This is a genomic window from Pseudomonas sp. NMI760_13 (assembly GCF_021283245.1).
GTDB lineage: Bacteria > Pseudomonadota > Gammaproteobacteria > Pseudomonadales > Pseudomonadaceae > Aquipseudomonas > Aquipseudomonas peradeniyensis.
Map to the genome: position 1 here is coordinate 79,110 of NZ_JAJSRC010000015.1, position 12,415 is coordinate 91,524.

The 12,415-nt window shown below is 65.6% G+C and carries 9 protein-coding genes; 4 read left to right on the forward strand and 5 right to left on the reverse strand.

Annotation, left to right across the window (positions count from 1 at the left end; genetic code table 11):
- Positions 1–19: 19 nt before the first annotated feature.
- The 4 genes from mdtD to LU671_RS16755 form a co-directional block, all read right to left on the reverse strand.
- Entirely contained in the window at positions 20–1,447 is a 1,428-nt protein-coding gene (gene mdtD, locus LU671_RS16740) for a multidrug transporter subunit MdtD (RefSeq protein WP_203648234.1), read from the reverse strand.
- 119 nt (positions 1,448–1,566) lie between these two features.
- Positions 1,567–2,895, reverse strand: coding sequence for a TldD/PmbA family protein (locus LU671_RS16745; RefSeq protein ID WP_232856295.1), 1,329 nt, complete (start codon positions 2,893–2,895; stop codon positions 1,567–1,569).
- Positions 2,895–4,337 (reverse strand): TldD/PmbA family protein, encoded by a 1,443-nt coding sequence (locus tag LU671_RS16750; RefSeq protein WP_232856296.1) that lies wholly within the window; start codon positions 4,335–4,337, stop codon positions 2,895–2,897. Before LU671_RS16750 ends, LU671_RS16745 begins: the two co-directional genes overlap by 1 nt.
- A 30-nt stretch (positions 4,338–4,367) precedes the next feature.
- The gene (locus LU671_RS16755; protein ID WP_232856297.1) at positions 4,368–6,164 is read right to left on the reverse strand and encodes an acyl-CoA dehydrogenase; all 1,797 of its coding nucleotides are present in this window, start codon (positions 6,162–6,164) and stop codon (positions 4,368–4,370) included.
- 277 nt (positions 6,165–6,441) lie between these two features.
- Here LU671_RS16755 and LU671_RS16760 point away from each other — a divergent pair, with 277 nt between their 5' ends.
- From LU671_RS16760 to LU671_RS16775, 4 genes are all read left to right on the forward strand, one after another.
- A complete protein-coding gene (locus tag LU671_RS16760) occupies positions 6,442–6,774 on the forward strand; it encodes a type II toxin-antitoxin system RelE/ParE family toxin (RefSeq protein ID WP_203648230.1) in 333 nt (110 codons plus the stop codon).
- Between the two features lie 49 nt (positions 6,775–6,823).
- A complete protein-coding gene (locus tag LU671_RS16765; protein WP_232856298.1) occupies positions 6,824–7,108 on the forward strand; it encodes a helix-turn-helix domain-containing protein in 285 nt (94 codons plus the stop codon).
- Positions 7,109–7,501: 393 nt separating this feature from the next.
- Positions 7,502–7,744 carry a hypothetical protein gene (locus tag LU671_RS16770; protein WP_046854291.1) on the forward strand — a complete coding sequence of 81 codons (243 nt, stop codon included), beginning with the start codon at positions 7,502–7,504 and terminating at the stop codon, positions 7,742–7,744.
- A gap of 153 nt (positions 7,745–7,897) precedes the next feature.
- Entirely contained in the window at positions 7,898–8,161 is a 264-nt protein-coding gene (locus LU671_RS16775; protein WP_203648228.1) for a DUF3077 domain-containing protein, read from the forward strand.
- A gap of 261 nt (positions 8,162–8,422) precedes the next feature.
- Here the strand turns inward: LU671_RS16775 and putA are convergent, their stop codons facing one another.
- The gene (putA, locus tag LU671_RS16780; protein WP_232856299.1) at positions 8,423–12,373 is read right to left on the reverse strand and encodes a trifunctional transcriptional regulator/proline dehydrogenase/L-glutamate gamma-semialdehyde dehydrogenase; all 3,951 of its coding nucleotides are present in this window, start codon (positions 12,371–12,373) and stop codon (positions 8,423–8,425) included.
- Positions 12,374–12,415 lie beyond the last annotated feature (42 nt).

Sequence of the window (12,415 nt, forward strand, 5' to 3'; positions counted from 1 at the left end):
AGCCTCAAAGCCATTCGCCCTACGACTCGACGTGATGTTCCGGACGACGGGCGCGCCTTCCGTCCGTCGGCGCCAGTTGCAGGAAGATCGCCGCCGCCAGCATGGCCATCACGCCGATGGTGACGAAGGTCAGTTGGAACGCGCCCAGCGTGCTCTCCACGCCATCGCCGCTGCCGGCCGCGGTGAAACCGCCGAGCAAGGCGCCGGCGCAGGCCACGCCCAGGCTCAGCGACAGTTGCGCGACCACTGACAGCAGGCTGTTGCCGCTGCTGGCGCTGGCGTCGTCGAGGTCGATCAGCGTCACCGTGTTCATTGCCGTGAACTGCATCGAGTTGACCGCGCCCAGCAGCGCCAGTTGCCCCAGCAGCACGGCATAGGGCGTCTGCTCGTCGACCAGCCCCAGGCTGGCCAGCAGCAGGCCCAGCAGCAGGGTGTTGCCGGTCAGCACGATGCGGTAGCCCAGGCGCTCGATCAGCGGCCGGGCGATGGACTTGGCGAGCATCGCCGCCGCCGCCAGCGGGATCATGCTCATGCCGGCCTGGGCCGGCGAGTAGCCCAGCGCCACCTGCAGCAGCAACGGCACCAGGAAGGGCAGGGCGCCGCTGCCCAGGCGGGCGAACAGGTTGCCGAGAATGCCGATGGCAAAGGTCCGTACGCGAAACAGCGAGGGCGAGAACAGCGGCTCCGGGTCACGCCCGGCGCGCAGCCAGTAGGCGGCGAGGCAGGCCATGCCGGCGAACAGCAACAGCATCACCCGCAGGTGTGGCAGGTGCAGTTCGCCCAGGCCTTCCATGGCGATGGTGATCAGCACCATCGCCGCGCCGAACAGCAGGAAGCCCGGGCCATCGAAGCTGGTGCGTTCGGCGCCGCGCAGGTCGGGGATGAACTTCCACACGGCGTAGCAGCCCAGTGCGCCCACCGGCAGGTTGATCAGGAAGATCCAGTGCCAGCTGAGGATCTCCACCAGCCAGCCACCCAGGGTCGGGCCCAGCAGCGGGCCGAGCAGGCCGGGGATGGTGATGAAACTCATGATCCGCACCAGTTCCGAGCGCGGGTAGGCGCGCAGCACCACCAGGCGCCCGACCGGCAGCATCAGCGCGCCGCCCAGGCCCTGGATGACCCGGGCGAGGATCAGGAAGCCGAGGCTGTTGGCCATGGCGCACAAGAGCGAGCCGAAGCTGAACAGCAAGATGGCGCTGAAGAAGATGCGTTTGGTGCCGAAACGGTCGGCGATCCAGCCCGAGGCCGGGATCAGCAGGGCCACGGTGAGCATGTAGGCGATGATCACCCCCTGCATGCGCAGCGGGTCTTCGGCCAGGGAGCGGGCCATGGCCGGCAGCGCGGTGTTGAGGATGGTGCCGTCGAGAGACTGCATGAAGAAGGCGATGGCCACCACCCAGGGGATCCAGCGGGCGGTGACGGGGTCCAGTGGTGCGCGATCGGACATCAGCTACCTCTACGTTTTGTGTTGCCTGTGCCGACCTCTTCGCGGGTAAACCCGCTCCCACAGGGTTATCGACAAACCTGTGGGAGCGGGTTTACCCGCGAAGAGGTCGGTCCTGCGGATCACAGTGTCAGGGTCAACCCCTTCAGCAACGCCCCCGGCAGATGACTCGACCCGGTGCTGCGCTGCCCATAGGTGCTGGTCGAGAGGATCATCTCGCGCTCCTGGGTCAGGTCCTCCAGCTGGCTACCCAGCAGGTTGTACAGGCTGTCGTCGAAGCGCATGGTGCTTACCGGCCCCTGGATCTGGCCGTTTTCCACCCAGAAGGTGGCGAAGCGGGTCAGCCCGGTCATGCGCGCGGCGGGCAGGTCCGAGTAGTTCAGGTACCACAGGTTGCTGATGTACAGCCCGGTGCCCAGACGCTCCAGCACCTCTTCGCCGGGCAGGTTGCCCGGGGCCAGGCTCAGCGCGCACGGCGACTCATGGCTGTCGGCGCCATTGGCCTCCTGGGCGAACTCGGCGGCGCTGCGGGCGCTTACCAGCCGCTCCAGCGCACGGCCTTCGCCGATCAGCAGCAGGTCGCGACGGGGCGAGCCCTCGTCGGAGAACGCCGGGCTCAGCGAGCCGCTGACCTGCTCGCTGAAGCTCACTTGTGGGCTCAGTTGCGCGTCGCCGTTGTACAGGCGCTGCAGCGGGCTGTTGCCCGTGGCCAGGGCCTGGGCGGAGAAACCACCCCAGCAGAGCATGCCAGCAATCTCGTCCATCGCCGCCGGCGCCAGGTAGGCACGGTAGCTGCCGGGCTTGAGGGTGACGGCCGGGCGGCCCAGGTGCTCGAGCTGTTCGCGGGCCTGGCGCAGGCGCGCGGCGAAGGTCTCGCCGCTCCAGGCCTGCCCGGCATAGTTGGCCTTGACCGCCTGGCCGTTGGCGTGGAACAGGCTCCAGTCGAAGTTGAAGCTGTTGGCCTGGTGCCAGCCGAAGGCCCCGAAGGAGCTGGCGAAGCCCCGGCAGATGGGGCCGGCGGCGTAGATGCCGACCAGGTCCAGGTCACCGGCGTCGTGTTCGACCAGGGTCAGCACTTCATCCAGCTCGGGCAGTGGCTGCTCCAGCAGGCTGTGGCTGTGCCAGGCACGCTCGTCTAGGCTCAGGTACGGATCGACCGGCAGCAGCGGCAGGGTCTGACGCAGTTGCCCGAGGCCATCGTGCAGGCGCTGACGATCCAGTTCGGCGTCATCACCCAGGGTGATCTGCTGCTCTGCCTGGCGGCCGTCGCGGATCAAGCGCAACTGCACGCTGGCCTGGGCGACCAATCCGGCCTGGCGCACCTTGGCATGGTTGAAGCGTACAAACTGCGAATGCTCGGCGTTGTAGCCGAGGGTGAACTGCTCCTCGGGCAGCACCGCGTCGCGAAGGGCGCCAAGCAGGTCCTCGAAGCGTTGTTGATACGTGCTCATCAGGCGTCTCCCCCGAATACGTCGATCTGGCGGAACACGCAGGCGGGCGATGCGTGACCGACCCGCACCACCTGGTTGGGCTCGCCCTTGCCGCAGTTGGGGGTGCCAAGCACCTGGAAGGTGCTGCTGTCGCCCACGGCCGAGAGGTTGCGCCAGAAATCGGCGGAGATGCCCCGGTAGTTAGGATTCTTGACCACGCCCTTGAGCTCGCCGTGCTCGATCAACTGCCCCCACTCGCAACCGAACTGGAACTTGTTGCGCGCATCGTCGATGGACCAGGAGCGGTTGGTGCGCATCAGGATGCCGTGCTCGATGCCACTGACCAGTTGCGCGAGCGACTGGTCGCCCGGCTCGATGTTGAGGTTGGCCATGCGGTCGATCGGCGCCCGATTCCAGCCGCAGGCACGGCTGTTGGCCACGCCGTCCAGGCCCGAGCGCAGCTGTGACAACGCGCCGCCCAGGGGGCGAACCAGCAGGCCGTCGCGGATCAGGAACTGCTTGCTGGCCGGGGTGCCGTCGTCATCGAAGCTGTAGCTGGCCAGCTCCTCGCGAAGGGTCGGGTCGAAGGTCACGTTGAGAAGCTTCGAGCCGTATTGCAGATGGCCGAAGTCGCCGGCTTTGACGAAGCTGGTACCGGCGTAGTTGCGCTCATCGCCCAGGATGCGATCCAGCTCCAGTGGATGGCCGATGGACTCGTGGATCTGCAGCATCATCTGGTCGGGCATCAGCAGCAGGTCGCGCCGGCCACTCGGGGTATTGGGTGCCAGCAGCAATTGCAGCGCCTCGTCAGCCACGCGGCGGGCCGCGCCGACCAGGCCGCAGCGCTCGATCACCTCGACGCCGCCCTGTTGGCCGAAGTTCTCCCGGCCCAGGCTACGGCTCTGGCTGTCCTGGCCGTCGCTGGCGGTGACGCCCAGGCCCGGGTAGACGAAGCGCTGGGCATGGCGCAGCTCGGCGCCGGCGGAGTTCAGGTAGGTCTGCTCGACCACGCTGATGCCAAGGCTAGCCTGCCAGTCCACCAGGCGTTCGTCACGTGGCACGCTGGCCGATTCGGCGGCCAGCAGGTCCAGGCAGTCGGCGAGGTTGGGCAGGGGCTGTTCGAAGTTGGGCGAGACATGGTCGTGGCGCCCGTCCGGGGCCGGCTGGCCGCTCAGGTCGAGCAGGCTGCTGGCCTTGATCCGCCGGGCCAGCGCCTCGGCCTGCTCCAGGGCGCGTTGCAGCCCGGCCTGGGACAGGTCGGCGGTGGCCGCGTAGGCCTCGACGCCATCCACCCGCACGGTGAGCATGGTGCCTTCGTCCTGGCTGAAGAAGGGCGGCTCGGCGACGTTGCGCCGTACCGACAGTGACTGGTGCGATTGTTTCACATGGCGAAGCGAGAACAGTTCGGCCGTGCTGCGCAGCGCGGCAAAGCGGCGGCGCAGCAGGGTGCTGGAGTCGAACATCGGAAACCTCCGTGTGTGCGGTGGTTCCCCCTAGAACCACCCCTCTTGCATCGCGAGGCAGGTGTCGTCGCGGGCCTCGAGCAAAGCGAGGTCATTATGGCAGCCCGGCACCTCCCAGGTGAGGAAATAACGCGCGGCCTGGAGCTTGCCCTGATAGAAGTCGCGGTCGCTGCCCCTGAGCAGGCCGACCTCGGCATGAATGGCCTGCTCCAGCCAGCGCCAGCCGATCACGCAGTGGCCGAACACCTTGAGGTACAGCGCCGAGTTGGCCAGCGCACCGGCGACCTTGCCGGCGGCCAGGTCGCCGAGCAGGGCGAGGGTCACGCTTTGCAGGCGATTGACCAGGTGCTCCAGGGGCTGGCGCAACGGATCGAGGTTCGGGTGATGGCTGGCGCGCTCGCAGGTGCCGGCGATCAAGCGGATCAGTTGCTTGAGCCCGGCGCCGTTGTTCTGCGCCAGCTTGCGCCCGAGCAGGTCGAGGGACTGGATGCCCTCGGTACCCTCGTGGATCGGGTTGAGGCGGTTGTCGCGGTAGTACTGCTCTACCGGGTATTCGCGGGTGTAGCCGTGGCCTCCAAGGATCTGGATCGCCAGTTCGTTGGCTTTCAGACAAAACGCCGAAGGCCAGGACTTGACGATGGGCGTGAGCAGGTCGAGCAGTTCCAGGGCTTGCCGGCGTGCCTCTGCATCCGTGGCGGTATGGGTGTCATCGAATAGCCGGGCCGCGTACAAGCCCAGGTCGAAAGCACCCTCGACGTAGGCCTTCTGTGCCAGCAGCATGCGTTTCACATCGCTGTGCTCGATGATCGGTACGGCGGGGCTGTGTGGGTCCTTGTTGTCCGGCAGGCGGCCCTGTGGACGTTGACGGGCATAGTCCAGGGAATACAGGTAACCGGCGTAACCCAGCATCACCGCGCCCATGCCGACGCCGATGCGCGCCTCGTTCATCATCTGGAACATGCAGGCCAGGCCCTGGTGCGGTTGGCCCACCAGGTAGCCGACGCACTGGCCGTTGTCCCCGAAGTTAAGCGCGGTGGAGGTGGTCCCGCGCCAGCCCATCTTGTGGAACAGCCCGGCCAGCAGCACGTCGTTGCGTGGCCCCAGGCTGCCGTCGGCGTTGACCAGGTACTTGGGCACGATGAACAGCGAGATGCCCTTCACCCCGGGCGGCGCGTCCGGCAGCTTGGCCAGGACCATGTGCACGATGTTCTGCGAAAGCTCGTGGTCGCCGCCGGAGATGAAGATCTTGTTGCCCTTGAGCTGGTAGGTGCCGTCGCCCGCGGGTTCGGCGCGGGTGCGGATATCGGCCAGCGACGAGCCAGCGTGGGGTTCGGTCAGGGCCATGGTGCCGAAGTAGCGTCCCTCGATCATCGGTTGCAGGAACAGGCGTTGCTGTTCGTCGCTGCCGAAGCTCTCGATCAGGTTGGCCGCGCCCATGGTCAGGAACGGGTAGGCCGTGGTGCCGGCGTTGGCGGCCTGGAAGTGGGCGAAGCAGGCTTGCGATACCAGGCTGGGCAGCTGCATGCCGCCGACTTCGAAGTCGCGGTTGGCGTTGAGGAAGCCCGCTTGGAGGAAGGCGTCGACCGCAGGCTTCACTTCCGGGATCAGCTCGGCGCGGCCGTCCACGTAGCGCGGCTCGTTTTCGTCGCCCTTGCGGTTGTGCGGGGCGAAGTACTTTTCGGCAATGGTGCGGGCGGTGGTCAGCGCCGCGTCGAAGGTCTCGCGGCTGTGCTCGGCGAAGCGTGGGCGCTGGGTCAGGGCCTCGGCGTCGAGGACTTCGTAGAGTTCGAAGGCGAGGTTGCGGCTGCTGAGGAGTTGCTCGGACATGGCGGCATTCCTGGTTCGGGATGCAGCGAGTCTAGGCAAGGTAATAGGGCAGGGGACAGGTTAATTGGTTTGGGTGATATGGGGGCAGAAGTTGCCATCGCCCAGGCCGTCTTTGGGTTGCGCCGGGCAGTATGGGCGTAGGTGTTACCCGTCGCAAAGCCTTGTCACGCAATTGCACTTATATCGATATCGATATAGTTTTATCTTTGCCGCTCATGGAGAGCTTACGTCTCCGATAAGGACAAGCCAGGCGAGTGCATTGGCGGGAGCGTGCAGGATGCATGATGGGCAAAAGCCAATCGAATGGTTGGGTAGCAGCAAGCAGGACCTGCGGGACTTTCCGATTGTGGCAAGGCAGCGGGCCGGGTATCAGCTGGAGCTGATCCAGGACGGTGAGGCCCCCTTCGACTGGAAACCAATGGAAAGCGTTGGGCCTGGGACGCGGGAAATCCGCATCAAGTGTCAGGACGGGGCGTTTCGGGTGTTCTACGTCGTGAGTCGACCAGAAGCGGTTTATGTCCTGCACGCGTTTCGCAAGACGACCGAGAAGACGGAAAAGCGCGATATCGATCTGGCGAAAGCGCGATACAAATTGTTGGGCGCCTGCTGAGCTGGAGTCGACAGTGTTTGAACGAGATGGATGCACAGAGGGATTTGCGATGACAAACGAACGCTCCACTTCGGTATGGGATGCGCTGTTCGACTCACCGGAAGAGGCCGAGAACCTGCGGCTTCGGGCGAAGCTGATGAGGGTGTTGGCCAGGATTGTCCGGTCCTGGGATCTGCCGCAGAAAGACGCAGCACGGCGACTGCATCTGACTCAGCCACGCTTGAGTGACTTGCTCAATGGCAAGATAGACAAGTTCTCGCTGGATGCACTGGTGAATATTCTGGCGAACGCCGACCTGGAAGTTGACATCACGGTGAAAAAGAAATCGGCCTGATGGCTGTTTTGGCCTCAAATTAATCGCAGCTTTCCAGTCGCACCTATGGCTCGAATGGCCGAGCCGCAGTGCGTTTCCTACGCAGATTCCAAGACTTTCCCTATTCCATGTAGTCCAATTCCCAAACATACTTCCAAGCCCTTTCAAGCCATTGCGGTGCTCCGGGTTGGCCTCTAGTCTCGGACGGTCGCTGCACAATCAGCGACCGGCTTTGACAGGCCGATTATCAAGAGCTTACTCAACGGCTTTGCCCTTTATGGCGGCTGTATGTGGGGCACTTCGCGTGCGCCGGGGTTTTGCTCTTGCTGACCGGTCTGTCAACCCATATACAGCTGCCACCTTCTTGTTTGACAGCAACGGGTGGTGGTCCCACTTGATCAGCAAGAGGTAGCTATGTTGAAGATTGTCCCCGATCCCCCCCACAACCCTCATTCCCTCGAAGACACCCTCATCCAGGCCACCGAGTACGCCCTGTGCGCCTTGACCGTGGCCCATCACGCCGTACAGCTCAAACCCAGGTCGCCGGCTGCCGTGTTGATGATGGCGTCGATGCATGAAATGGAGTCGCTGCGTGTGTTGCTCGAAGCGGCATTGATCCAGGTGCAGATGCCGGCGCAGGCGCCAACGTTGCACTAGGCCGCAAGGCATGTGCTGCCTGGTCGGGCCCTTTCGCGGGTAAACCCGCTCCCACAGGTTCATCTGTGCCTTGGAGCCAGCGCTGTACCTGTGGGAGCGGGTTTACCCGCGAAGAGGCCCGCACAGGCACCCACCATTTCAGGGAGAAAAATCATGACTACCGACAACACCCCCACCACCGCCGGCAAGACCAAGTTCTACCAAGGCGAAGGCCAGACCGACCCGCTGTTCTGCATCGAGCCCGGCATCCCCTGCCAGCACGCCCGCGACCAGGCCTCGGAGCTGATGGGCTGCGTACGCGACCTGACCATCACCGGGATCATGGAGGAAAAGCCCCAGTTGCTCTGGGCGTCGTATTACCTGAGCGCCCTGGCCAAGGCATTGATGGATGATGCCGAGTTCGGCATGAAGCACTGAGACTTATGTTGCCAGTGCCGGCCTCTTCGCGGCACAAGGCCGCTCCTACAGGCACTGCGCCAACCTGTGTAGGAGCGGCCTTGTGCCGCGAAAGGGCTGCGTAGCAGCCCCAGGATTTCAGCATTGATGCAAAGATTGCTGGGGCCGCTCAGCGGCCCTTTCATAGAGGGACTGTTCTAGGTTGAGAAATCTCGGCAAGACAGTTGCTCCCACAAAAAAGGAGAGCCTGAGCTCTCCTTTTCCGTTCAACGACTGTCAGCGTCAGCCGATGGTCATCAGGCTGGCGTTACCGCCCGCCGCCGCGGTGTTAACACTCACCGCCCGCTCGATCACCAGGCGCTCCAGGGCGATCTGGTGATCGCCGCTCGAAAGCCCGTGCACGCCGACGATCGCGCCGGCACGCTTGGCCACCTGCTCGCAGACGCCGCGCAACTGGTCGGAGTGACCGTGGTGGATGACCGCGTCGAAGGCCACCTCGTCCTTGCTCCAGTCGGCCACCAGCTTGATCTTCGCCTGCAGCTCTTTCGGCAGACGGCCGCGCACGATCTTGGCCGGTTCGCCGTCCTGGAACACCGCCGAGCTACCCACGGCCAGTACCGCCGCCAGCTGGGCCAGCAGGTCGGCCTCGTTGTCGGCCAGGCACAGCACGTGTTCGCGTGGCAGCACGCTGTAGGTGTTGCGCTCGCCGGTCGGGCCTGGCAGCACGCGGGTGATGCCGCTCTGCGACTGCTCGGCGAACTGCTCGCACAGCGCGGCCAGGTCGCTCATCTGGCTGCTGGCCGCCCAGGTCTTGAGGGTGGTCAGCGGCTTGAGCTGCTGGTCGCGCAGGGTGGTGTCGGCCTGGCTGCGCGCATCGTCGGCCTGGAAGTGGCGGGCGATGGCGTCGGCCGGGCGGGTCGACAGCAGGCGGTACAGGTACAGTGGGCCACCGGCTTTCGGGCCGGTGCCCGACAGGCCTTCACCGCCGAACGGCTGCACGCCGACCACGGCACCGACGATGTTGCGGTTGACGTACATGTTGCCGGCGTTGACGTTGTCCACCACCTTGGCGATGGTCTCGTCGATGCGGGTGTGCACGCCCAGGGTCAGGCCGTAGCCGGAAGCGTTGATCTGCTCGATCAGCTGGTCCAGGTCCTTGCGGTTGTAGCGCACCACGTGCAGCACCGGGCCGAAGATCTCGCGCTTGAGCTCGTCGAAGCTTTCCAGCTCGATCAGGGTCGGCATCACGAAGGTGCCGCGCTTGATTTCCTCGCCTTCGGCGATGGCCACCTGGTAGACGGTGCGGCCTTTGTCGCGCATGCCCTGGATGTGCTTCTCGATACCAGCCTTGGCTTCGGCGTCGATCACCGGGCCGATGTCCACGGACAGGCGCTCCGGGTTGCCCAGGCGGCTTTCGGCCATGGCGCCCTTGAGCATCTCGATCACGCGGTCGGCGGAGTCTTCCTGCAGGCACAGCACGCGCAGGGCCGAGCAACGCTGGCCGGCGCTGTCGAATGCGGAGGACACCACGTCGATCACCACCTGCTCGGTCAGCGCCGAGGAGTCGACGATCATGGCGTTCTGGCCGCCGGTTTCGGCGATCAGCGGGATCGGGCGGCCCTGGTTGTCCAGGCGGCCGGCGATGTTGCGCTGCAGCAGGCGGGCGACTTCAGTGGAACCGGTGAACATCACGCCCTTGACGCGCTCGTCACCGACCAGGCCGGCACCGACGGTTTCGCCCTGGCCTGGCAGCAGTTGCAGCACGCCTTCGGGGATGCCGGCTTCCAGCAGCAGGCGCACGGCCTGGGCGGCGACCAGCGGGGTCTGTTCGGCCGGCTTGGCCAGTACCGGGTTGCCAGCGGCGAGGGCCGCGGCCACCTGGCCGGAGAAGATCGCCAGCGGGAAGTTCCACGGGCTGATGCACACCACCGGGCCCAGCGGGCGGCAGCTGTCGTTGCGCAGGTCGTTGCGTGCCTGCACCGCGTAGTAGCGCAGGAAGTCCACGGCCTCGCGCACCTCGGCGATGGCGTTGGCGTAGGTCTTGCCGGCTTCGCGCACCAGCAGGCCCATCAGCGGCTGGATGTCGGCTTCCATCAGGTCGGCGGCGCGTTCGAGGATCGCGGCGCGCTCGGCCGGCGGGGTGGCCTGCCAGATCGGCGCGGCGTTCAGCGCGCACTGGATGGCGTTGTCGACGTCGGCGACGGTGGCTTCCTGCACATGACCCACGACATCGCGGTGGTCGGCCGGGTTGAGCACCGGCGCGGCCGGCTGTTCGCTGGCGGCGCAGCCCAGCAGCGGGGCGGCTTTCCAGTCGTTGTGGGCGGTGGCCAGCAGGGCGCAGGACAGCGACGCCAGGCGGTGTTCGTTGGCCATGTCGATGCCGGCCGAGTTGGCCCGCTCGCTGCCGTACAGTTCACGCGGCATCGGGATGCGCGGGTGCGGCAGGCCGATGCTGCCCTCTTGGGTGCCCATGCGCTCGATGCTGGCGACCGGGTCGGCGACCAGTTCCTGGATGGAGATCGAGTGGTCGGCGATGCGGTTGACGAACGAGGTGTTGGCGCCGTTTTCCAGCAGGCGGCGGACCAGGTAGGCCAGCAGGGTCTCGTGGGTGCCGACCGGCGCGTACACGCGGCACGGACGGTTCAGCTTGCCCTCGGAAATCTTGCCCACGACTTGCTCGTACAGCGGTTCGCCCATGCCGTGCAGGCACTGGAACTCGTACTGGCCCGGGTAGTAGTTCTGCCCGGCGATGGTGTAGATGGCCGACAGGGTGTGGGCGTTGTGGGTGGCGAACTGCGGGTAGATGGCTTCTGGCACGGCCAGCAGCTTGCGGGCGCAGGCGACGTAGGACACGTCGGTGTACACCTTGCGGGTGTAGACCGGATAGCCTTCCAGGCCCTCGACCTGGGCGCGCTTGATCTCGCTGTCCCAGTAGGCGCCCTTCACCAGGCGGATCATCAGGCGGTGACGGCTGCGCTTGGCCAGGTCGATGACGTAGTCGATCACGTACGGGCAGCGCTTCTGGTAGGCCTGGATGACGAAGCCGATACCGTTCCAGCCGGCCAGCGACGGCTCGAAGCACAGGCGCTCGAGCAGGTCCAGCGACAGCTCCAGGCGGTCGGCTTCCTCGGCGTCGATGTTCAGGCCGATGTCGTACTGCTTGGCCAGCAGGGTCAGCGACAGCAGGCGCGGGTACAGCTCGCTCATCACGCGTTCGTACTGGGCGCGGCTGTAGCGTGGGTGCAGGGCCGAGAGCTTGATCGAGATGCCCGGGCCTTCATAGATGCCACGGCCGTGCGAAGCCTTGCCGATCGAGTGGATCGCCTGCTCGTAGGAGGCCAGGTATTTCTGCGCGTCGTGCTCGGTCAGCGCGGCTTCGCCGAGCATGTCGTAGCTGTAGCGGAAGCCCTTGGCTTCGAACTTGCTGGCGTTGGCCAGGGCCTCGGCGATGGTCTCGCCGGTGACGAATTGCTCGCCCATCAGGCGCATGGCCATGTCGACGCCCTTGCGGATCATCGGCTCGCCGCTCTTGCCGATGATGCGGGTGAGCGAGGAGGTCAGGCCGGATTCGTTGTGGGTGCTGACCAGCTTGCCGGTCAGCAGCAGGCCCCAGGTGGCGGCGTTGACGAACAGCGACGGGCTGTTGCCCAGGTGCGGCTGCCAGTTGCCGGTGCTGATCTTGTCGCGGATCAGCGCGTCACGGGTACCTTTGTCGGGGATGCGCAGCAGCGCTTCGGCCAGGCACATCAGCGCCACGCCTTCCTGGGACGACAGCGAGAACTCCTGCAGCAGGCCCTGGACGATGCCGGCACGGCCACCGGCGCTCTTCTGGTTGCGCAGCTTGTCGGCCAGGTTCGCGGCCAGCTTGTTGGTGGCTTCTGCCTGGGCGGCCGGCAGGCGTGCCTGCTCCAGCAGCATTGGCACCACTTCCTGCTCGGGGCGGCGGTAGGCGGCAGTGATCGCCGAGCGCAGTACCGACTGCGGCAGGATGCTTTCGGCGAACTCCAGGAAGCACTGGTGGGCGTGGTCGGCGGCGACTTCGCCGGCGTCATCGCCAGCGGCGGCATGGCCGTTGAGGTCGTTCAGGGTGGCGCCACCCTCGAGCTTCTCGAGATAGTTGAAGATCGCTTGCTTGATCAACCAGTGCGGCGTGCGGTCGATGGACTGCGCAGCTGCTTTGAGTCGCTCACGGGTCGGGTCGTCGAGTTTGACCCCAAGGGTGGTCGTCGCCATTTCTTATCCTCGTTATTGGCCACGGATGTGACCTAAGCTGAA

What these genes read in the sequence shown, in the direction of transcription:
- LU671_RS16765 (WP_232856298.1), top strand. Translation starts at nt 6,824, where the DNA reads ATGACAAACGAACGCTCCACTTCGGTATGGGATGCGCTGTTCGACTCA.
- LU671_RS16745 (WP_232856295.1), bottom strand. Translation starts at nt 2,895, where the DNA reads ATGAGCACGTATCAACAACGCTTCGAGGACCTGCTTGGCGCCCTTCGC.
- mdtD (WP_203648234.1), bottom strand. Translation starts at nt 1,447, where the DNA reads ATGTCCGATCGCGCACCACTGGACCCCGTCACCGCCCGCTGGATCCCC.
- LU671_RS16750 (WP_232856296.1), bottom strand. Translation starts at nt 4,337, where the DNA reads ATGTTCGACTCCAGCACCCTGCTGCGCCGCCGCTTTGCCGCGCTGCGC.
- LU671_RS16775 (WP_203648228.1), top strand. Translation starts at nt 7,898, where the DNA reads ATGACTACCGACAACACCCCCACCACCGCCGGCAAGACCAAGTTCTAC.
- LU671_RS16770 (WP_046854291.1), top strand. Translation starts at nt 7,502, where the DNA reads ATGTTGAAGATTGTCCCCGATCCCCCCCACAACCCTCATTCCCTCGAA.
- putA (WP_232856299.1), bottom strand. Translation starts at nt 12,373, where the DNA reads ATGGCGACGACCACCCTTGGGGTCAAACTCGACGACCCGACCCGTGAG.
- LU671_RS16760 (WP_203648230.1), top strand. Translation starts at nt 6,442, where the DNA reads ATGCATGATGGGCAAAAGCCAATCGAATGGTTGGGTAGCAGCAAGCAG.
- LU671_RS16755 (WP_232856297.1), bottom strand. Translation starts at nt 6,164, where the DNA reads ATGTCCGAGCAACTCCTCAGCAGCCGCAACCTCGCCTTCGAACTCTAC.